22 protein-coding genes and 1 other RNA gene are annotated in these 18,754 nt (G+C 69.6%); 15 read left to right on the top strand and 8 right to left on the bottom strand.

What is annotated here, in order from left to right; all coding sequences use genetic code 11:
* Positions 1 to 152 precede the first annotated feature (152 nt).
* The 4 genes from ACLBKU_RS15185 to ACLBKU_RS15170 all read left to right on the top strand — a co-directional run bounded on the left by ACLBKU_RS15185 (position 153) and on the right by ACLBKU_RS15170 (position 3,944).
* Complete coding sequence (locus ACLBKU_RS15185; protein WP_410180399.1) at positions 153 to 1,520, top strand: peptidylprolyl isomerase; 1,368 nt, start codon at positions 153 to 155, stop codon at positions 1,518 to 1,520.
* Positions 1,517 to 2,536, top strand: coding sequence for a 4-hydroxythreonine-4-phosphate dehydrogenase PdxA (gene pdxA, locus ACLBKU_RS15180; protein WP_410180398.1), 1,020 nt, complete (start codon positions 1,517 to 1,519; stop codon positions 2,534 to 2,536). Before ACLBKU_RS15185 ends, pdxA begins: the two co-directional genes overlap by 4 nt.
* An 86-nt stretch (positions 2,537 to 2,622) precedes the next feature.
* Entirely contained in the window at positions 2,623 to 3,444 is an 822-nt protein-coding gene (gene rsmA / locus ACLBKU_RS15175; RefSeq protein WP_410180397.1) for a 16S rRNA (adenine(1518)-N(6)/adenine(1519)-N(6))-dimethyltransferase RsmA, read from the top strand.
* A gap of 2 nt (positions 3,445 to 3,446) precedes the next feature.
* On the top strand, positions 3,447 to 3,944 hold the full coding sequence (locus ACLBKU_RS15170) for a YdeI/OmpD-associated family protein (RefSeq protein WP_410180396.1): 498 nt from the start codon (positions 3,447 to 3,449) through the stop codon (positions 3,942 to 3,944).
* Here ACLBKU_RS15170 and ACLBKU_RS15165 read toward each other — a convergent pair.
* Positions 3,941 to 6,040: a malate synthase G gene (locus ACLBKU_RS15165; RefSeq protein ID WP_410180395.1), complete on the bottom strand. Its 2,100-nt coding sequence runs from the start codon at positions 6,038 to 6,040 to the stop codon at positions 3,941 to 3,943. The two genes, ACLBKU_RS15170 and ACLBKU_RS15165, sit on opposite strands and share 4 nt — an antisense overlap.
* Before the next feature lie 116 nt (positions 6,041 to 6,156).
* On the opposite strand from ACLBKU_RS15165, the gene ACLBKU_RS15160 reads away from it, so the two are divergent.
* From ACLBKU_RS15160 to ACLBKU_RS15145, 4 genes are all read left to right on the top strand, one after another.
* Positions 6,157 to 7,353, top strand: coding sequence for a hydrolase (locus tag ACLBKU_RS15160; RefSeq protein WP_410180394.1), 1,197 nt, complete (start codon positions 6,157 to 6,159; stop codon positions 7,351 to 7,353).
* Positions 7,350 to 8,366 (top strand): arginine N-succinyltransferase, encoded by a 1,017-nt coding sequence (locus ACLBKU_RS15155; RefSeq protein ID WP_410180393.1) that lies wholly within the window; start codon positions 7,350 to 7,352, stop codon positions 8,364 to 8,366. The genes ACLBKU_RS15160 and ACLBKU_RS15155 overlap by 4 nt, the downstream gene beginning before the upstream one ends.
* A gap of 129 nt (positions 8,367 to 8,495) precedes the next feature.
* Positions 8,496 to 9,743: an N-succinylarginine dihydrolase gene (locus tag ACLBKU_RS15150; protein ID WP_410180392.1), complete on the top strand. Its 1,248-nt coding sequence runs from the start codon at positions 8,496 to 8,498 to the stop codon at positions 9,741 to 9,743.
* A 91-nt stretch (positions 9,744 to 9,834) separates the two neighbouring features.
* A complete protein-coding gene (locus tag ACLBKU_RS15145) occupies positions 9,835 to 10,083 on the top strand; it encodes a hypothetical protein (RefSeq protein ID WP_410180391.1) in 249 nt (82 codons plus the stop codon).
* Positions 10,084 to 10,089: 6 nt separating this feature from the next.
* Here the strand turns inward: ACLBKU_RS15145 and ACLBKU_RS15140 are convergent, their stop codons facing one another.
* The 3 genes from ACLBKU_RS15140 to mscL form a co-directional block, all read right to left on the bottom strand.
* The gene (locus tag ACLBKU_RS15140; RefSeq protein ID WP_410180390.1) at positions 10,090 to 10,554 is read right to left on the bottom strand and encodes a GNAT family N-acetyltransferase; all 465 of its coding nucleotides are present in this window, start codon (positions 10,552 to 10,554) and stop codon (positions 10,090 to 10,092) included.
* A 98-nt stretch (positions 10,555 to 10,652) separates the two neighbouring features.
* Positions 10,653 to 11,033: a transfer-messenger RNA gene (ssrA, locus tag ACLBKU_RS15135) on the bottom strand.
* A 153-nt stretch (positions 11,034 to 11,186) separates the two neighbouring features.
* Positions 11,187 to 11,612, bottom strand: coding sequence for a large conductance mechanosensitive channel protein MscL (gene mscL / locus ACLBKU_RS15130; RefSeq protein ID WP_410180389.1), 426 nt, complete (start codon positions 11,610 to 11,612; stop codon positions 11,187 to 11,189).
* Between the two features lie 176 nt (positions 11,613 to 11,788).
* Here mscL and ACLBKU_RS15125 point away from each other — a divergent pair, with 176 nt between their 5' ends.
* The 6 genes from ACLBKU_RS15125 to ACLBKU_RS15100 all read left to right on the top strand — a co-directional run bounded on the left by ACLBKU_RS15125 (position 11,789) and on the right by ACLBKU_RS15100 (position 15,892).
* Positions 11,789 to 12,391, top strand: a complete 603-nt coding sequence (locus ACLBKU_RS15125) for a LemA family protein (protein WP_410180388.1) — start codon at positions 11,789 to 11,791, stop codon at positions 12,389 to 12,391.
* 4 nt (positions 12,392 to 12,395) lie between these two features.
* Positions 12,396 to 12,947 carry a hypothetical protein gene (locus ACLBKU_RS15120; RefSeq protein ID WP_410180387.1) on the top strand — a complete coding sequence of 184 codons (552 nt, stop codon included), beginning with the start codon at positions 12,396 to 12,398 and terminating at the stop codon, positions 12,945 to 12,947.
* Entirely contained in the window at positions 12,944 to 13,798 is an 855-nt protein-coding gene (locus ACLBKU_RS15115; RefSeq protein ID WP_410180386.1) for a TPM domain-containing protein, read from the top strand. The genes ACLBKU_RS15120 and ACLBKU_RS15115 overlap by 4 nt, the downstream gene beginning before the upstream one ends.
* Positions 13,798 to 14,472 (top strand): TPM domain-containing protein, encoded by a 675-nt coding sequence (locus ACLBKU_RS15110; RefSeq protein ID WP_410180385.1) that lies wholly within the window; start codon positions 13,798 to 13,800, stop codon positions 14,470 to 14,472. Before ACLBKU_RS15115 ends, ACLBKU_RS15110 begins: the two co-directional genes overlap by 1 nt.
* Positions 14,473 to 14,582: 110 nt before the next feature.
* Entirely contained in the window at positions 14,583 to 15,104 is a 522-nt protein-coding gene (locus ACLBKU_RS15105; RefSeq protein ID WP_410180561.1) for an NUDIX hydrolase, read from the top strand.
* A gap of 5 nt (positions 15,105 to 15,109) precedes the next feature.
* Positions 15,110 to 15,892 carry an SDR family oxidoreductase gene (locus ACLBKU_RS15100; protein WP_410180384.1) on the top strand — a complete coding sequence of 261 codons (783 nt, stop codon included), beginning with the start codon at positions 15,110 to 15,112 and terminating at the stop codon, positions 15,890 to 15,892.
* Between the two features lie 191 nt (positions 15,893 to 16,083).
* On the opposite strand, the gene ACLBKU_RS15095 is transcribed toward ACLBKU_RS15100, so the two are convergent.
* From ACLBKU_RS15095 to ACLBKU_RS15085, 3 genes are read right to left on the bottom strand one after another with little or no spacing between them, the layout of a single operon-like run.
* Entirely contained in the window at positions 16,084 to 16,299 is a 216-nt protein-coding gene (locus ACLBKU_RS15095) for a PspC domain-containing protein (RefSeq protein ID WP_410180383.1), read from the bottom strand.
* Between the two features lie 31 nt (positions 16,300 to 16,330).
* Complete coding sequence (locus ACLBKU_RS15090; protein WP_410180382.1) at positions 16,331 to 16,444, bottom strand: enoyl-CoA hydratase; 114 nt, start codon at positions 16,442 to 16,444, stop codon at positions 16,331 to 16,333.
* 39 nt (positions 16,445 to 16,483) lie between these two features.
* Positions 16,484 to 16,597: an enoyl-CoA hydratase gene (locus ACLBKU_RS15085; protein ID WP_410180381.1), complete on the bottom strand. Its 114-nt coding sequence runs from the start codon at positions 16,595 to 16,597 to the stop codon at positions 16,484 to 16,486.
* A 243-nt stretch (positions 16,598 to 16,840) separates the two neighbouring features.
* Between ACLBKU_RS15085 and recF the strand changes: the two genes are divergently transcribed.
* Entirely contained in the window at positions 16,841 to 17,929 is a 1,089-nt protein-coding gene (recF, locus tag ACLBKU_RS15080) for a DNA replication/repair protein RecF (protein ID WP_410180380.1), read from the top strand.
* Between the two features lie 86 nt (positions 17,930 to 18,015).
* Here recF and ACLBKU_RS15075 read toward each other — a convergent pair whose 3' ends face one another.
* Positions 18,016 to 18,741: an arylesterase gene (locus ACLBKU_RS15075; protein ID WP_410180379.1), complete on the bottom strand. Its 726-nt coding sequence runs from the start codon at positions 18,739 to 18,741 to the stop codon at positions 18,016 to 18,018.
* Positions 18,742 to 18,754: the final 13 nt, after the last annotated feature.

Genomic DNA, 18,754 nt, shown 5'->3' with positions numbered 1-18,754 from the left:
GGCGTTAAAGGGCACGCCGGACAGGAAGCGGGCGCTCACGCGGGATCGGGGGACTCAGCTTCCATTCAGCCGGTGCGCGGCATCGGCGACTACGCGGGCGCAGTCATGGCGCCGCGCAGCAGGCTAGAGAAGGCGGGACACAAAGAGTGAATGTGAAGCTGACCACCAGGGCGCTCTTCGCCAGGACCGGAACCGCGCTGGCCGCGGCCGGGATCGCCTCCCTCGTACTCGCGCCGGTCGCCGCGAGCGCGCAGACCGTCGCGGTGCCGACGGCGGAGAACCCCTTCGGCCTTCCCAACGATGTCAACTTCTTCGCCAAGGCCGACCCCGACAAGCGCTCGGCCAAGGCGATCGTCAACGGTTACGTCATCACCGACACCGAGATCGACCAGCGCGTCGCGCTCGTCACCGCGGCCTCGGAGAACAAGCTCTCCGACGAGGAGATCCTGCGCCTGCGCGTCCAGGTGCTGCGCAACCTCATCGACGAGACGCTCAAGATCCAGAAGGCCGAGGCCGACAAGCTCGAGGTCAAGCGCGAGGAGGTCGAGCAGACTTACCAGCAGCTCGCCGCGCAGAACTTCGGCGGCGATTCCAGGAAGATGGACGCCTACCTCACCTCGATCGGCTCCTCGCCGGCGTCGTTGAAGCGCCAGATCGAGGGCGAGGTCGCGTGGGAGAACATCCTGCGCCGCAACATCACGCCCTTCGTCAACGTCTCGGCCGAAGAGGTCAACGACGTCTTGAAGCGCATGAACGAGGCCAAGGGCACCGACGAATACCGCTTGGGCGAGATCTTCCTCTCGGCCACCACCGAGAACCGCGAGACGGTGCTCGCCAATGCGCAGAAGATTATGGAGCAGTTGCAGCAGGGCGGCAGCTTCGTCGCCTATGCGCGGCAATATTCCGAGGCCTCGACCGCGGTGGTCGGCGGCGATCTCGGCTGGGTGCGCCTCAGCCAGCTGCCGGTGCAGCTCGCCACCGCGGCGCGCTCGATGCAGACCGGGATGCTCCAGGGCCCGATCGAGATCCCCGGCGGCTTCTCGATCCTCTACCTCATCAACAAGCGCCAGGTGCTGATGGCCGATCCCAACGAGGCGGTGCTCAGCCTTAAGCAGATCTCGATCAACTTCGCCCCCGGCATCACCCAGTCCCAGGCCGAGGCGCGGGTCGCCGAGTTCGGCCAGTTCATCGAGGGCCTCAAGGGCTGCGGCGATGTCGATGCGGGTGCGGCGAAGATCGGGGCGGAGGTGGTCTCGAACGACCAGATCAAGGCCGGGAACCTCCCCGAGCAGCTGCGCGCGATCATCCTCGGCCTCCAGATCGGCCAAGCGACCCCGCCCTTCGGCGGCATCCAGGAAGGTGTGCGCGTGCTGATGCTGTGCGGCCGCGACGATCCGCCCGACGCGGGCGCACCGACCTTCGCGGCGGTGATGGACCAGATCGAGCAGGAGCGCGTCAACAAGCGCGCCCAGCGCCTGCTGCGCGACCTGCGCAACGACGCCTATATCGAGTACAATTGACGGCACTCGCCCGTCCCCTCGCGATCACGCTCGGCGATCCGGCGGGGATCGGCCCGGAGGTGATCCTCGGCGCCTGGACAAGGCTGCGCGCGGCGGGCGAAGCACCCCCGGCTTTCGTGGTCGGCGGCCCGGCGCTGCTGCGCGCCTGCGCCGAGGCCTTGGGCATCGACTGCCCGATCGTCCCGATCGCCGACCCCGCCGAGGCGCTGTTCGCTTGCGGAGCGGGGCTTCCGGTAATGGCCGGCCTCGACGGCGCGCTCACCCCCGGCAGGCCCTCGCCCGAGGGTGCCCGGCTCGCGCTCGCCTCGCTCCAGTGGGGGATGAAGTTCGCGCTCTCCGGGGTCGCGGCGGGGGTGGTGACCGCGCCCGTCTCCAAGGCCGAGCTCGCGGCGGTCGGCTGGGACTATCCCGGCCAGACCGAGTTCCTCGCCGAGGCCTGCGCGCGGCCCTATCGCGACGCGGTGATGATGCTCGCGGGGCCTTCCTTGCGCACCGTGCCGCTGACGGTCCACGTCGCGCTCGCCGAGGTGCCGGGGCTGATCTCGCAAGGCTTGATCCTCCACAAGGCGCGGATCGTCGCCGAAGGGCTGCGACGCGACTTCGGCATCCCGGCGCCCCGCCTCGCGGTCGCGGCGCTCAACCCCCACGCGGGCGAGGGCGGCAAGTTCGGCGAGGAGGACGCAGCGGTGATCGCCCCGGCGGTCGAGGCGCTGCGGGCCGAGGGGATCGACGCGGTCGGCCCGGTCCCCGGCGACGCGCTGTTCACCCCGCGCGCGCGGGCGACCTACGACGCGGCGCTGTGCATGTATCACGACCAGGCGCTCATTCCCCTCAAGGCATTGGAGTTCGACGAGGGGGTCAACGTGACCCTCGGCCTGCCGCTGATCCGCACCTCGCCCGACCACGGCACCGCCTTCGACATCGCAGGGCAAGGCAAGGCCGACCCGGGCGCGATGGCGGCGGCGATCCGGATGGCGGCGGCGATGGCGGCGGCGCGGGGCAAGGCCGGTGCCTGATCGCGTGCCCACCCCCAACCCCTCCCGCCAGCGGGAGGGGAGCGAGACTTGGCGGCTTTGCCGCCTAGTCGCAGCGGGGTGGGCCCGTGCCTGACCTCCCCCCCATCCGCGAGGTGATCGCCCGGCACGGCCTCGCCGCCTCCAAGGCGCTGGGGCAGAATTTCCTGCTCGACGAACAGCTGCTGGGCCGCATCGCCGCGCTGCCGGGCTCGCTGGCGGGCGAGCGGGTGCTCGAGGTTGGCCCCGGCCCCGGGGGGCTGACGCGGGCGCTGCTCAGGGCCGGGGCGCGGGTCACCGCGATCGAGATGGACCGCCGCTGCCTCCCCGCGCTGGCCGAACTGGGCGAGAGCTTCCCCGGCCAGCTCACCGTGATCGAGGGCGACGCGCTCAAGCTCGACCATGCCGAGCTCATGCAAGGCGAGCCCTTCCATGTGCTCTCGAACCTCCCCTACAACGTCGGCACCGCGCTGTTCGTGCGCTGGCTCGGCGGGGAGGCGTGGCCCCCGCTGTGGCGCTCGCTCACGCTGATGTTCCAGCGCGAGGTCGCCGACCGGATCGTCGCCACCGCCGGGGATGACGCCTATGGCCGCCTCGCCGTACTCGCCCAGTGGCGCAGCGACGCGCGGCTCGCGATGAAGGTCCACCGCAGCGCCTTCACCCCGCCGCCCAAGGTGATGAGCGCGATCGTCCACGTCACCCCCGCACGCATGCCGGAAGGTGTCAGCGCGCGCACCCTCGAACGCCTCACCGAGGCCGCCTTCGGCCAGCGCCGCAAGATGCTGCGCCAGAGCCTGAAGGGCGTGCCCGGCGCGCTCGAAGCCCTTGCCAGCCTCGGGATCGACGAGACCCGCCGCGCCGAGACCGTCAGCGTCGCCGAGTTCGTCGCGGTGGCGAAGGCGCTCTCCTGACCATGTATTTCCCCCACAGCTTCACCGCCGAGGTGGTCCATCACGACGTCGGCTCGGAGCGCTACCGCTACACCGTGATCTTCGTGCCGCACGAGGTGAAGGCCGACCTGCCCCTCGACCAGTATCCCAAGCTGCGCATCACCGGCGAGGTCGACGACCACCCCATCGAGGCGGCGCTGACCCCGGTGCGCGGCGAGCACTACATCCTGCTCTCGAAGAAGCTCCTCGCCGCGATTGGCAAGCGGCTCGGCGACGCAGTCGAATTGCGCTTCCGGATCGCCGATCAGGATGCGGTCGAGGTCCCCGAGCGCCTCGCCGAGGCCCTCGCCCGCGATCCCGGAATGCGCGCGCTGTGGGAGGCCGCCACCCCCGGCAAGCAGCGCGCGCTTGCCTACATGGTCGCCTCGGCCAAGCGCGCGGAGACGCGGGACGAGCGGATCGCCAAGGTGGCTGCCGTCCTGCGCGGGGAGATCGACCTCAACGGGAGGCCGCTGACCTAGCCCGCCTTCTTCCTGAGGCGCCAGGCGTGGAGCAGCGGCTCGGTGTAGCCCGAGGGCTGCTCCACCCCCTTGAAGATCAGGTCCTTCGCCGCGCTGAAGGCCGCGCCGTCCTCGTTGCCGGTGAGCGGCTCGTAGAGCGGGTCGCCCGCGTTCTGGGCATCGACCTTGGCCGCCATGCGCGCGAGCGAATCCATGACCTGCGCCTCGGTGATCACCCCGTGGAGCAGCCAATTGGCGATGTGCTGCGAGGAGATGCGCAGCGTCGCGCGGTCCTCCATCAGGCCCACGTCGTTGATGTCGGGCACCTTCGAGCAGCCGACGCCCTGATCGATCCAGCGCACCACATAGCCCAGCAGGCCCTGGCAATTGTTGTCGAGCTCCTCGCGGATCTCCGCCTCGGACCAGTTCGCGCCGTCCGCCAGCGGGATCGCCAGCAGGTCGTCGAGCCCGGCGGGTGCGGGCAGGTGCTTCTGCACGTCGAACACGTCGACCTGGTGGTAGTGGAGCGCATGGAGCGTCGCGGCGGTCGGCGAGGGCACCCATGCGGTGTTCGCGCCCGCCTTGAGGTGGCCGATCTTCTCGACCATCATCTGCCCCATCAGGTCGGGCGCGGCCCACATGCCCTTGCCGATCTGCGCCTTGCCCGAGAGGCCGTGGCGGAGGCCAATCGCGACGTTGCGCGCCTCATAGGCCTTGAGCCACGCCGAGCCCTTCATCGCGCCCTTCCGCAGCATCGGCCCGGCGCGCATCGAAGTGTGGATCTCGTCCCCGGTGCGGTCGAGGAAGCCGGTGTTGATGAAGACGATCCGGTCGCGCACGGCGTGGATGCAGGCGGCGAGGTTGGCGCTGGTGCGGCGCTCCTCGTCCATCACCCCGACCTTGATCGTGTGGCGCGGGAGGCCGAGCAGGTCCTCGACGGCATCGAACAGGTCGTTGGTGAAGGCGCATTCCTCGGGCCCGTGCATCTTGGGCTTGACGATGTAGATCGAGCCGGTGCGCGAGTTGCCGAAGCGGCCCTTGCCCTCGACGTTCAAGGTGCTGATCGCCGAGGTGAAGACCGCGTCCATGATGCCTTCCGGGATCTCGCTGCCGTCGGGCAGGCGGATCGCCGGGTTGGTCATCAGGTGGCCGACATTGCGCACGAACATCAGGCTGCGACCCTTGAGCGTGTGCTGCGAGCCGTCGGGCGCGGTGTAGCTCTTGTCCTCCGCCAGCTTGCGAGTGAGCGTCTTGCCGCCCTTCGCGAAACTCTCCTGGAGGTCGCCGCGGATGATGCCGAGCCAGTTGGTGTAGGCGAGGAGCTTGTCCGCGGCGTCGACCGCCGCGACCGAATCCTCGCAGTCGGCGATGGTGGTGAGCGCGGATTCGATCACCACGTCGGCGATCCCGGCTTTGTCGGTTGCGCCCACCGGGGTGCTCGGATCGAAGACGACTTCGATGTGCAAGCCATTGTTCTTAAACAGCAAACCCTTTGCGGTCGTTCCAACAAGCTGCCCCGGATCGGCAAGTTGGATTTCCTCGCGCGCGGCAAGTTGATGCCAGCTCGCACCGCCCGCCAACGGGAGTGTTTCATCAAGAAAACCCCGCACCCGGGCGATCACCGCGGCGCCCCGCGCCGCGTCATAGCCGCCCGGCGTAGGAGCCGGCGCATCGAGCGCGTCGGTGCCGTAGAAGGCATCGTAGAGGCTCCCCCAGCGCGCGTTGGCGGCGTTGAGCAGGAACCGCGCGTTGAGGATCGGGACGACCAGCTGCGGCCCGGCCATCGTCGCGATCTCGGGATCGACGTTCCGGGTGCCGATGGTGAATGCGCCCGGCTCGGGGACGAGGTAGCCGATCTCCTGAAGGAACGCCTTGTAGGCCGCCGGATCGTGGGGCTTGCCGGCGCGCTCGCCATGCCAGGCATCGATCTGCGCCTGCAACGCCTCGCGCTTTTCCAGCAGCGCGCGGTTGCGCGGCGCGAAGTCGGCGAGGAGCGCGGCGAAGCCCTGCCAGAAGGCCCCTGCGTCGCGGCCCAGGGGGCTGAGCACCTCAGTCTCGAGGAAGGTCGCGAGGGCGGTATCGACGGTCAGGCCGGCGCGGGTGGTCGTGTCAGTCATGCGGGGTCCTCTTGGCGGCGTGAACCTGGGGAGGAGAGGACGGCTGGCGCTATGGCGCAGGGGGGGCATGATTGCAACGGGTTGGACTGGCGCGAATGGGCGGCTAGAGGGGGCGGATGCGACAGGAGGCGACAGGGGCGAGGATCGACGCGGGCGCGATGCTGGCGCAGGTGCAGGCGTGGAGCGCGGTCAACACTGGCACCGCGAACCTCGCCGGGCTCGCAAGCCAAGCCGAGATGCTCGCCGAGGCCTTCGGCGCGCTCCCCGGACGGGTCGAGCTGGTCGAGCCTGCCCCGGTCACCGCGATCGCCGCCGATGGTTCCGAGTATGCGAAGCCCCATGGCAGGCACCTCGTCCTCAAGGTGCGGCCCGAGGCGAACCGGCGCATCCTCCTGACCGGCCACATGGACACGGTCTTCCCCGCCGACCACCCCTTCCAGCGCCAGACCTGGATCGACGGCGAGACGCTGAACGGCCCCGGCGTGGCCGACATGAAGGGCGGGATTGCGGTGATGCTCCACGCGCTGCTCGCCTTCGAGGAGAGCGCGGGGGCGAGCGCGCTGGGCTACGACGTGCTCATCAATTCGGACGAGGAAACGGGCTCGCTCGCCAGCGCCGCGCTGATCGCCGCGCTCGCACAGGGCAAGCTCGCCGCGCTCACCTACGAGCCCGCCGCGCTCCCCGACGGGACGCTGGCGCACGAGCGCGGGGGGACCGGGAACTACTCCGTCACCTTCACCGGCAAGAGCGCCCACGCCGGGCGAAACCCCGAGGAGGGGCGCAACGCGGTGGTCGCCGCGGCCGACCTTATCCTCAGGCTGAAGGCGCTCGAGACGGGGGAGATCACCATCAACCCGGCGAAGCTCGACGGGGGCTCGGCGAACAATGTCGTCCCCGACCACGCGGTGCTGCGCTTCAACATCCGGCCCCGCACGACCGAGGCCGGGGCGGGTTTCGAACAGGCCCTCGCCCGCGCCCTCGCTGCGATCGCAGCCGAGCACGATGTCGCCATCCACCGCCACGGCGGCATCACCCGGCCGCCCAAGCCGGTCGACGCGCAGGCGCAGCGCCTCTTCGACCTCGTGCGCCAGTGCGGCGCCGAGCTCGGGCAGGACATCCGCTGGCAGCGCTCCGGGGGGGTGTGCGACGGCAACAACATCGCCGCCTGCGGCGTCCCCGTCGTCGACACCATGGGGGTGCGCGGCGGGGCGATCCACTCGCCCGACGAGTATCTCATCGTCCCCAGCCTCGCCGAGCGCGCCGCGCTTTCCGCCCGCGTCATCACCCGCCTCGCCTCAGGAGCCCTCGATTGACCTTCCGCCTGCGCGCCGCGCGCCCCGCCGATCTCGAGGCGCTCTACGAGATGGCCAAGCTCACCGGGGGCGGCTTCACCAATCTGCCCCCCGACCGCGCCGCGCTGCGCACCAAGCTCGAGCGCGCCGAGGCCGCCTTCGCGCGCGACGCGGACAGCCTTGCCGACGAGCTCTTCGTGCTGGTGCTCGAGAACGCCCGCAGCGGCGCCGTGCGCGGCACCTGCCAGCTGATGAGCCAGGTCGGCCAGCGCTGGCCCTTCTACTCCTATCGCCTCAACACCCTCACCCAGTATTCGCAGGAACTTGACCGGACGGTCAGGGCCGAGCTCCTCAGCCTCGTCACCGATCTCGAGGGATCGAGCGAGGTCGGCGGGCTGTTCCTCCACCCCAATGAGCGCGCCGGGGGCCTCGGCCTGCTGCTCGCCCGCTCGCGCTACCTGTTCGTCGCGATGCACCGGCCCCGCTTCGCCGAGCGCATCCTCGCCGAGCTGCGCGGTATCATCGACGAGCGCGGCGGATCGCCCTTCTGGGAGGGCGTCGCGGGGCGGTTCTTCGGGATGAGCTTCCAGGACGCGGACTATTTCAACGCGATCCACGGCAACCAGTTCATCGCCGACCTCATGCCCAAGCACCCGGTCTATGTCGCGATGCTGAGCGAGGACGCGCGCAGCGTGATCGGCGTCCCCCACCCGACGGGCCGCGCCGCGATGCGGATGCTCGAGGACGAGGGCTTCCGCTACGAGAACTACGTCGACATCTTCGACGGCGGCCCGACCATGATCGCCCGCACCGACAATGTCGCGACCGTCCGGAACGCCTGCGAGGCCCGCATCACGACGCTCGACGTCGCCGAGGGCGAGCGCGCGATCCTCGCCACCGGGCGGCTCGGCACCTTCCGCGCCTGCTTCGGCGCGCGGGTGCTGGGCGCAGACGGCGGCATCGCCATCGACAGCGCCAGCGCCGACCTCCTCGACGTCTGCGAGGGCGACCTGGTGTGGAGTGTGGGGCGGTAAGGCAACACCTCGTCATCGCGAGGAGCGCAGCGACGCGGCGATCCATGGCCCGCACGCTTGCCGAACAGTTCGACCATGGATTGCCGCGCGACCTTCGGTCGCTCGCAATGACGAAGAGGACCTGAGAGCGTGCTCACCGAAATCAACTTCGACGGGATCGTCGGCCCCTCGCACAATTACGCCGGGCTCAGCCTCGGCAACATCGCAAGCGCGAGCCACGGGGGCGACACCTCCTACCCGCGCGCGGCGGCGCTTCAGGGGGTGGAGAAGATGCGCGGCAATCTCGCCCGGCTTGGCGTGCAGGGCTTCCTCCTGCCGCTCCCCCGCCCCAACCGCGCGCTGCTGGAGGCGCTCGCACTCGACGGCACCGAGCCGCCGCAGCTGCGCGCGGCGGCGTGGTCGGCTTCCGCGATGTGGACCGCCAATGCCGCGACCGTCTCGCCCGCGCCCGACACCGCCGACGGGCGATGCCACCTCACCGCGGCGAACCTCGTGACGATGCTCCACCGCGCACAGGAATGGCCCGACACCAAGCGCCAGCTCGACATCGCCTTCGCCGACACACGCCACTTCGCGGTCCACGACGCGGTCCCGCCGACCTTCGGCGACGAGGGCGCGGCGAACCACATGCGCCTCGCGACGAGCCACGATGCCCCCGGAGTCGAGGTGTTCGTCTACGGCAAGCCGGGCGGCCGCTTCCCCGCGCGCCAGCACGAGCAGGCAAGCCGCCTCGTCGCGCGCCGCCACGGGCTCGCGCCCGAACGCACGCTGTTCATCGAGCAGAACCCCGAGGCGATCGCCGCAGGGGCCTTCCACAATGACGTCGTCGCGGTCGCCAACGGCCGGGTGCTGTTCACCCACGACAGGGCCTTCGCCGACCAGCAGGGCGCCTACGAGGCGATCCGGGCGGCCTTCCCCGCGCTCGAGGTGGTCGAGGTGCCCTCCTCCGCCGTGACGCTGGAAGAGGCGATCCGCACCTACCTCTTCAACGCCCAGCTTCTGACCCTCCCCGACGGCAGCATGGCGCTGATCGTCCCCGAGGAATGCCGCGAGAGCGCAAGCGTGTGGGCGTGGGCCCAAGCGATGCTCGCCGGCAACGGCCCGATCCGTCAGGTGATCCCGGTCGACGTGCGGCAGTCGATGGCGAACGGCGGCGGCCCGGCCTGCCTGCGGCTGCGCGTCGTGTGCGATCCCGCGACGGTCGATCCGCGCTTCCTGCTCGACGCGGCGAAGGCCGACCTTCTCGAGCGTGTCATTGCGGCACATTGGCCCGAGCAGATCGACCCCATTGATTTGGCTTCCGAAAATCTCGCTCGGGACGTCATCGCCGCGCGGGCCGCGCTGCTCGACGCGCTTGATCTCGGCGAGCTTGGTTAACGCGTTTGGCGACTCCCGGGGGACGGGCGTAAGGTTACCTCAACCTTAAGGCGACTCAGGGGCGGAGTCGCGGGAAGCGCGAAGGAAGGCGATGCTGCGCAGGCTCGGAAGGCTGTTCGTGATCAAGACGCGCATCGAGGCGTTCATGATCATCTATGCCCTCGCGCTGGGCTCGACGATGCGGGGCATCATCTACCTTCACGACTACCCCGGCTTCGGCGGCAAGCTGCTGTTCCTCGCCACCACCGGCGCGGTGTTTCTGGCGGGGGCGAAGATCCTCGACTGCCTCAGGCTCGAGAAGGAAGTGGCGGCGCTGCGCGAGGGCGTGCGGGGCGAATAGCCCGGCTCAGGCGAGCGCCTTCCTGAAGATCACCTTGTCGTCGCCCGCAGCGTAGTAGTCGCGGATCCGCGCCTCGCGCGCGTAGCCGAGCATGTCGTAGAAGCCGCGGGTGCGCGCGAAGCCCTCCGTGCCCGAGGTCTCGACCAGCAGCACGCGCGCGCCCTCGCCGGCGAGCTCGGCCTCGATGTGGCGCATCAGCGCGGCGCCGATCCCCTGTCCGTGGGCGGCGGGGTCGACGCAGATCATCAGCACGTTCCAGGTCCCCTCGGTGAGCGGCTCGGGGACGTAGTAGGCGGCGCCCACCGCCTCCTCGCCCGCGGCGACGATCCAGCGCTGGCCCTCGTCGCCTGCAAAATGCGCGGCGGTCATGCCTGCGAGCATCTCGGGCGGAAACATCCCGGTCGCCTCGACGAGAAAGGCGACGCGCGCGAGGTCGCCGCGTTCGAGCGGACGGATGGTGGTGTCGATCATGGGAGGGGAGTTCGGGTGGCTGCGGCGGAAGGTTACCGCGCCGCGAGGTGCCGGGCGGCGAGGTGGGGGATTCTGTTGCTACGCTCCCCCGGGCGCCCGGTCTCCGATTCTGTTACCCGGTTCGGTCCGAACCGTGCTCGTGGCGTTGTAAATTCAGGCCGTCAGGCCGTCACATTACGCGGCGAGAGCAAGTGCTTCGTTGTCGTTGGCACTTATGGTTTTGAGCCTTTAACGGGTTACTCAGCCCGGGCGAAAACACTGCCTTTCAACACACGTCGATCCTGGTTCGGCCCCATCAGCTGAGCCGCTCGGTCGGCACGCGGTCCACGCGTGCTGACCGGGTTGCTCGGCCCAGGTGGTGGAGCCGCCGGGTACTGCCCCCGGGTCCGTTGTGCCTATTGCACAGCATCGTTTATCGCCATAGCCGGCCGAGACCGGCGAGAGGCGATATAGGCGCGAGTGCCGCGAATGTGAAGAGGCGCGGGGGCTGTGCCGAGGGGAGCCTGCGGCAGGGTGGGTCGACACCGCCTCGAGCGGGCGCCAGCCCCCCTCCAGACCCCTTCCAGACCCCCTTCAGGCCGGTCTTGCCCGGCCTTCGCAGCGATGTTTCACGTGAGACATCGCGTGCCCGGTCACTTCTTCAGCGCGTCGCGGATTTCGGTGAGCAGTTCGATCTCGGTCGGCCCGGCAGGCTCCGCCGCGGCCTCCTCCTGCTTGGAGAGCCGGGCGGTGAGGCGGTTCACGTAGCGCACCATCAGGAAGATGATGAAGGACAGGATCAGGAAGTTGATGACCACCGAGACGAAGGCCCCGATGCCGAGCACGTTGGCACCCCCCTGGCGCGCGGCCTCGAGCGGGGCGCCGTCGACGACCATGCCCGAGAGGACGATGTAACGGTCTGAAAAGTCTATATCTCCGAAGACGGCGCCGACGAGCGGCATGATGATCTCGTCGGTCAGCGACTTGACGATCGCCCCGAAGGCGGCGCCGATGATGACGCCGACCGCAAGGTCCATGACATTGCCGCGCGCGATGAAGGCCCGGAATTCCGAGAGCATGACGATCCCCTTGGTTCTTGCCGTTTGGCTCCGTTCTGACACCGGCCCGCCGCTCTGCCAAGACCCCGCGATCGGCATCGTCCACCGCTTGAAAGGGGACCTTGGTGTGCTATATTGGCAATACAGAACGTCCGCCGCCCGATGCGCGTCATCCGCGGCTACAGGAGGGGTTTCCTATGCGCTTTTCCAACCTGCTGCGCGGCGCCTTCGCCGCCCTCGCCGCGCTGAGCCTCGCCGCCTGCGGGATCAATTCGGTGCCCGCGGCCCAGGAGGAAGCGAAGGCCAAGTGGGCCGATGTCGAGGCGCAGTTCCAGCGCCGCGCCAATCTCATCCCCAACCTCGCCGAGGTGGTGAAGGGCGCCGGGGAGAACGAGCGCGCGATCCTCACCCAGGTGACCGAGGCCCGCGCCCGCGCGACCAGCGTCAACATCACCGCCGATGATCTCGACGATCCGGCCAAGGTCGAGCAATATGCCGCCGCGCAGAGCCAGCTCGGCGCCGGGATCGGCCGCCTGCTCGCCAGCGTCGAGGCCTATCCGCAGGTCCAGTCGAACCAGAACTACCTCGCCCTGCAGAGCCAGCTCGAAGGCACCGAGAACCGCATCGCCGTCGCGATCCGCGACTACAACGAGGCAGTGCGCAAGTACAACACGACGATCCGCACCTTCCCGGATTCGGTCGGCGCAAACGTCATCCACGGCGCCGAGCCGATGGTGCCCTACAAGGCCGTCACCGAGGGGGCCGAGGCGGCGCCCAAGCTCGACATGACCGCGAACTAGCCGCGTGCTGCGCGTCGCGATGCTTGCCTGCGCCCTGCTGGGAGTCCCGGCAGGAGCGCAGCCACAGGATTTCCGGTCGCCAGACCTACAGCTGCGCGATCAGGCGGAGGTGCTCGGCGATGCCGCCGAGACCGAGTTGCGGGAGCGGCTCGCGAAGGTCCGCCGCGACAGCGGTCTCGACTTCGTGATCGCGACGACCGGGGACCTAGGCGGAAAGGCAGCCGATGCTTTCGCCTGGGCAATCGAGGCCGAGCGCATGCAGGTTCTTCCGAAGATCCCGCGCGTCGTCCTTGTGCTGTCGCTCGACCCGGCAGAGCGCACTCTCGCGGTGGTCACGACCCGACCGCCCCGGAGCGGCGAGATCCCGGGCGATCCAGGCGTGCTGGAGACCGGATCGCGCGAGCTGAAGGCGTTGTCCGAAGCCCTCAACAACGAGGTCACCCCCCATCTCATCATTCGCGATTTCGAAGGCGCCATGAAGCGGGCGGTGGATACCGTCGACACGACCGTCGCTGCGCAAGTCGCGAAGGCTCGGCCAGAGGGGAGCGGATCGTGACCCGGTTCCTGCCCGCACTCCTCGCCGCCCTGCTCGCGCTGATCGCCGCGCCGCTCGCGGCCGAGCCGCAGTTCCCGCCGCTCAGCGGCCGTGTGGTCGATGCGGCCGATATCCTGCCTCCCGAAGCCGAGGCACAGCTCTCCGCCAAGCTCGAGGCGCTGGAGACCCAGTCGCAGCGGCAGCTGGTGGTCGCCACCGTGCCTGACCTCCAAGGCTACGACATCGCCGACTACGGCTACCAGCTCGGCCGCGCCTGGGGCCTCGGCGACAAGGAGCGCAACGACGGCGCGATCCTGCTGGTCGCGCCCAACGACCGCAAGGTGCGGATCGAGGTCGGCTACGGGCTCGAGGGCTATCTCACCGACGCGCTGTCCTCGCTGATCGTCCAGAACCAGATCCTGCCCGCCTTCCGCGACGGCGACTTTCCCGGAGGCATCGCTGCGGGGACCGATGCGATCATCGCGCAGCTGCAACTTCCGCCCGAGGAGGCGGCGAAGGTCGCATCTGAGGCGGGCGAGGCCCGCAAGCGTGACGGCGGCTTCCCGGTCGGCGCGCTGATCTGGATCGCCTTCCTGTTTTTCTTCTTCATCCTGCCGATCATGGCCGGGCGCGGGCGGCGGCGGAAGTACCGCTCGAGCGGCAAGGGTCCGTGGGGCAGCCGCGACCTCGGCGACACGGCGCGCGACGTGATCCTGTGGGAGGTCGGCAGCGCCGTCGCGCGCGGGCTCATCAACAGCGGCCGAGGCGGCGACGGCGGCGGATGGGGTGGCGGCGGCGGGTTCGGCGGAGGCGGCGGCTTTTCCGGCGGTGGCGGCTCTTTCGGTGGCGGCGGCGCCTCGGGAGGATGGTGATGGCGCACATGGATGAAGCCGGTCGCCAGCTCGTCGGCGCCGCCGTGACCGAGGCCGAGGCACAGACCTCGGGCGAGATCGTCGTCGTGCTCGCGGACAGCTCGGACGGTTACAGCGACGTCGCCCTCCTCTGGGCGATCGGGGCGGCCTTCACCGCGATGAGCGTCTTCGCGGCTGTCCCGAGACCTTTCCTCGACGCCTGGGACGCGCTCTTCGCCGGCTGGGGTCACCAGTGGTCGACGGGCGAGCTCGCCAGCATGGTCATAGCGCTGGGGCTTATCAAGTTCCTCGGCGTGCTGCTGGTCCAGCAGTGGCAGCCGCTCAGGTTCTGGCTGATCCCCGCACCCGTCAAGACGATGCGCGTCCACAACCAGGCGGTGCGGCAATTCAAGGTCGGAGCCGAGCGCCGCACCACCGGGCGCACCGGCGTGCTCATCTACCTCTCGATGCGCGAGCACCGAGCGGAGATCGTCGCCGACGAGAGCATCGCGGCGAAGGTCCCCGCGGAGGTGTGGGGCGAGGCGATGGGAGACATGCTCGCGCATATCCGGCACGGCCGCATCGCCGAGGGCCTCGCGGTCGGCATCCGCGACGTCGGCCACGTCCTCGCCGAGCACTTCCCGCGCGCCGAGGACGACGTGAACGAGCTCCCCGACCGGCTGATCGAGGTGTGACGATTTAGCCCCTTGACCCTTCGTGCGCGAGCCTGTCGAAGGGCGCTCCGAAGCTTTGGACGGAGCAAACCTTGGAACGAGACCGCGACGCCGACCTGCCCGAGCAGGTGATGTGGGAGGGCCGTTTCATCACCGCCAAGACGCGGGGGCGCTGGGAATATGTCGGGCGCGCGCGCGGCATTCGCGCCGCCGCGATCATCGCGCTCGACGTCGACCCTGACGGCACGCGCCACGTGATCCTCGTCAGCCAGTACCGGGTGCCGCTCGGGCGCTTCAGCCTCGAAATTCCCGCCGGGCTCGTCGGCGACGATGCGGGCGGCGAGGGCGAGGACGCCCTCACCGCCGCCGGGCGCGAGCTCGAGGAAGAGACCGGCTACCGCGCCGCCAGCCTCGAGGTGCTGGGCGAGTTCTACTCCTCCCCCGGCATGGTCTCGGAAGCCTTCACGCTCTTGAAGGCGACCGGGCTCGAACGCGTTGGCGAAGGCGGCGGGACCGAGGGGGAGAGCATCACCGTGCAGCGCGTCGCGCTGCGCGATCTCGCGCGCTTCGTCGCCGAGTGGCGGCGGGCTGGCCATGCGGTCGATGTGCGGATAGCGATGCTGCTGACACCGGGATACTTGGGAGAGGAATGAGAACTATGGCAGGACGTGTTGCGGGCAAGCTCGCGCTGGTGACCGGCGGGGCGCAGGGCCTCGGCCGCGCGCATTGCATCCGCCTCGCGCAGGAAGGCGCGCGGGTGCTGGCGACCGACATCAACGGCGCGGGCGCCGAGGAGACGGCGGCGCTGATCAACGCCGAACTCGGCAAGGGCACCGCCTTCGGGATGGCGCATGACGTCACCAAGCCCGATCAGTGGGAAGCCGCGGTCGAGGCCGGGCGGGAGAAGCTCGGCGGCCTCAACGTGCTCGTCAACAACGCCGGGATCGGCGTTCCGGGCAACATCGAGGCCTGCGACTTCGGCGACTGGCAGCGCTGCTTCGACATCAACGTCAACTCGATCTTCCACGGCTGCCAGAAGGCGCTCCCGCTGATGCGCGAGCACGCGCCGGGCTCGATCATCAACATTTCGAGCATCGCCGGGCTGATCGCGAGCGACACCATGCCGGCCTACAATGCCTCGAAGGCGGCGGTGTGGATGCTGTCGAAGTCGATCGCGCTGCACTGTGCGAAGAAGGGGATGCAGATCCGCTGCAACTCGGTGCACCCGACTTTCGTCGACACGCCGATCCTCGACGGCACGGCGCGGGCGCACGCGCTCGACAAGGACGTGCTGATGGAGAAGCTTGCGCGGCAGATCCCCTTGAAATTCGTCGGCGAGCCCAACGACATCGCCAATGCGGTGGTCTACCTCGCCAGCGACGAGAGCCGCTTCATGACGGGCGCGGAATTGAAGCTCGACGGCGGCATTTCGGCGATGTGAGTGGCAGACCGCCCGCCCCGCCTCCCCACCCGGCCACCACAAAATAGTGGTACTATTGGTGGCCGGGTGGGGAGGCGGGGCGGGCGGTCTGAAACGCCGGCAAAAAGAAAGGGGGCCGATAGCCCCCTTCCCGGTCTTCCAAATCAGGTGCAGCGGCCCGATAACCGGGAACCGCTTGTCCGGCGCTGCACTCAGTCGGCGATCAGGGCGATCGCGAGGTAGATCAGCACCGGGCTGCCGAAGCCCAGCAGCGTGGCGAGCACGAAGCCGATGCGGACCAGCATCGGATCGACGCCGAAATAGTTGCCGATCCCGGCGCAGACGCCGAACACCTTGCCGTCCCGCTTGTCGAGGCGGAAGCCGGCGCGGGGGGGCTTGCCGCCCGGGTTGCCGATGATGTCGCTCATGGTGGTCAGTCTTCCTTCTGGGTGGTGACGATCAGGCCATCAGGCCCGGGGTGGCGGGGACGATGGCGTAGGCGAAGCTTGCAACGGTCAGCACGACGGCAAAAGCGGCCGAAGCGAAGCGGGCGGTGGTGTCTTGTCCGAACATGGGTCTGGGTCCTTGGGTCTGGAGTGATCTGCGGGCGGATCAGGCGACGAGCGAGGGGCTGGCGGGGATGATCGCGTAGGCGAGGAAGGCGGCCGAGAGCACCACCGAGAAGGCGGCGGCGGCGAGGCGGTTTGCGGTTTCGGTGACGAACATCTGAGGTCTCCTTGGGTCTTCTGTCTGGCGTTTCCGGGACCGTCCCGGGGATGCCGGATACTTTGCATCAGCCGTGCCAAACTCGAAAAACCGCGGATTTGCGTGGGTTCGCGGCTGTCGCGGGACCAACCCCAGGTTCAGCAAAGCGAAAGCTTGGGAATTTTCGCCAAGGGTTGGCGAGGCACCTTTTGACACGACCCGCGCACTGGCCAAACGCGCCCCCTCCCGCTACCCCGAGGCGCCATGGGCCTCAGCCGCATCACCCTCGCAAACTTCCGCAACCACGCCGCGACGAGCCTTGCCGAGACCGCGCATTTCAACCTGCTGGTCGGCGAGAACGGGGCGGGCAAGACCAACCTCCTCGAGGCTCTGTCGCTGCTCGGGCCGGGCCGGGGCCTCAGGCGCGCGAACCTCGGCGACCTCGCGCGCCGCAGCGCGCCGGGCGAGGCGCCGGGCGCTTTCGCGATCGGGGCGAGCCTCTCGGAGGCAGGCGCCTTGTCGGCGCGGATCGGCACCTACACCGAAGCCGGGCAACCCGGTCGCCGGCTGGTGCGGGTCAACGGCGCCCCGGCGACGGCGGCGAGCCTCGCCGAGTGGCTCGCATTGAGCTGGCTGACCCCCGCAATGGACGGGCTCTTCACCGAGAGCGCGGGGGCACGGCGGCGGTTCATGGACCGCATGGCGCTCGCCATCGCGCCCGATCACGCGCGCCGCGTGAATGCCCTCGAGGCGGCCCTACGCGAGCGAGGCAAGTTGCTGGAAGACAGGGCCGATCCCCGCTGGCTCGATGCCGTGGAGGCTCAGGCGGCCGAGCATGGCGCGAGCGTCGCGCGCGCCCGCGCGGACCTCGTGCTGCGGCTCGCCGACGAGCTCTCCGCCCTGCCGCCCGAGCCCTTCGCGCGGCCTGCCCTCACCTACCGTCCCGGCGGCCCGATGGACGAGACTGCGCTGCGGGCCGAACTCGCCAAGAGCCGCCCCCGCGACCGGGCTGCGGGGCGCGCCCTAACGGGTGCGCAACGCGATGAATTGCAAGTGGAAATGGCCGCCACCCGCCAGCCCGCCGCGTCCTGTTCGACCGGCGAGCAGAAGGCGATGCTGATCGCCATCACCCTCGCCCACGGCATCCTCGCCGCCGCGGGCCGCCCCTCTGTGTTGCTGCTCGACGAGGTCGCCGCCCACCTCGATCCGCTGCGCCGCACCGAGCTGTTCCGGCGCCTGCGCGAAGGCCGCGCGCAGGTGTGGATGACCGGCACCGAACTCGCCCCCTTCGACGCAATTCGCGGCGAGGCGGCGATCTGGCGGGTGTCCGGCGGGGGTGTGGAGCGGGTCTAGAGGGGGTTTGGAAGGGGCTTGGAGGGGTCTTGCGCGGGCTAGGACGGGTCTCTCACCCCCCTGCCTTCGGCTGGCGATGACGAAGGCTACTTCTGTTCCTTCGGCAGCGCCCCCTCCACCTCGCCGAGCGTCGAGGCCACCAGCCGCTCGATCCCGTCGGCGGTGGGGTGGATGCGGTCCGACTGGAACAGCGCGGGATCGCGGTAGATGTCCTCGAGCCAGAAGGGGATCAGCGTCGCGCCATACTCCTTCGCGAGATCGGCGTAGAGCGCGTCGAACTGCGCCTGGAACTCCGGGCCGTAGTTGGGCGGCGCGCGCATCCCCATCAGCAGCACGGGCACCTTCTGCTTCCGGAGGATCGCGAGCATCTTGCCGAGGTTCGCCTTGGTCTCCTCGGGCGAGAGCCCGCGCAGGAGGTCATTGCCGCCCAATTCGAGGATGAACAGCGCCGGCGGCCCGTCCTTTTGCGCGGCGAGGGTGAATTCGAGCCGGTTCAATCCCGCCGCGGTGGTGTCGCCCGAGACGCCGGCGTTGATGACGTCGGCATTGATCCCCTGCGCGCGCAAAGCGCCCTCGAGCTTCTCGGGATAGGCATCGCGCGGGTCGAGGCCGTAGCCCGCGAAGAGGCTGTCCCCGAAAGCGATGATCTTGCGCTCGGGCCCCATCACCGGGACCGCGGGGAGGGTCGGCTGGCCGTCCTCGGCGATCCCGCCGGGAGGGGCCTGCGCGGCATCGGGCTCGCTCCCGCAGGCGGCGAGCGCGAGGAGGCCGGCACCGACGACGCCGATTTTCGACCAACCACCCTTGCGCATCCGACCGCCTTCC

The sequence above is a fragment of the Erythrobacter sp. NE805 genome (genome assembly GCF_046452355.1).
Taxonomy (GTDB): domain Bacteria; phylum Pseudomonadota; class Alphaproteobacteria; order Sphingomonadales; family Sphingomonadaceae; genus Erythrobacter.
This window is presented reverse-complemented; position numbering and strand designations above follow the sequence as displayed.

Coding starts and splice junctions, on each gene's coding strand:
- ACLBKU_RS15170 (WP_410180396.1), top strand. CDS start 3,447: ATGTATTTCCCCCACAGCTTCACCGCCGAGGTGGTCCATCACGACGTC.
- ACLBKU_RS15165 (WP_410180395.1), bottom strand. CDS start 6,040: ATGACTGACACGACCACCCGCGCCGGCCTGACCGTCGATACCGCCCTC.
- ACLBKU_RS15160 (WP_410180394.1), top strand. CDS start 6,157: ATGCGACAGGAGGCGACAGGGGCGAGGATCGACGCGGGCGCGATGCTG.
- ACLBKU_RS15145 (WP_410180391.1), top strand. CDS start 9,835: ATGCTGCGCAGGCTCGGAAGGCTGTTCGTGATCAAGACGCGCATCGAG.
- ACLBKU_RS15140 (WP_410180390.1), bottom strand. CDS start 10,554: ATGATCGACACCACCATCCGTCCGCTCGAACGCGGCGACCTCGCGCGC.
- mscL (WP_410180389.1), bottom strand. CDS start 11,612: ATGCTCTCGGAATTCCGGGCCTTCATCGCGCGCGGCAATGTCATGGAC.
- ACLBKU_RS15125 (WP_410180388.1), top strand. CDS start 11,789: ATGCGCTTTTCCAACCTGCTGCGCGGCGCCTTCGCCGCCCTCGCCGCG.
- ACLBKU_RS15110 (WP_410180385.1), top strand. CDS start 13,798: ATGGCGCACATGGATGAAGCCGGTCGCCAGCTCGTCGGCGCCGCCGTG.
- ACLBKU_RS15105 (WP_410180561.1), top strand. CDS start 14,583: ATGTGGGAGGGCCGTTTCATCACCGCCAAGACGCGGGGGCGCTGGGAA.
- ACLBKU_RS15100 (WP_410180384.1), top strand. CDS start 15,110: ATGGCAGGACGTGTTGCGGGCAAGCTCGCGCTGGTGACCGGCGGGGCG.
- ACLBKU_RS15095 (WP_410180383.1), bottom strand. CDS start 16,299: ATGAGCGACATCATCGGCAACCCGGGCGGCAAGCCCCCCCGCGCCGGC.
- ACLBKU_RS15090 (WP_410180382.1), bottom strand. CDS start 16,444: ATGTTCGGACAAGACACCACCGCCCGCTTCGCTTCGGCCGCTTTTGCC.
- ACLBKU_RS15085 (WP_410180381.1), bottom strand. CDS start 16,597: ATGTTCGTCACCGAAACCGCAAACCGCCTCGCCGCCGCCGCCTTCTCG.
- recF (WP_410180380.1), top strand. CDS start 16,841: ATGGGCCTCAGCCGCATCACCCTCGCAAACTTCCGCAACCACGCCGCG.
- ACLBKU_RS15075 (WP_410180379.1), bottom strand. CDS start 18,741: ATGCGCAAGGGTGGTTGGTCGAAAATCGGCGTCGTCGGTGCCGGCCTC.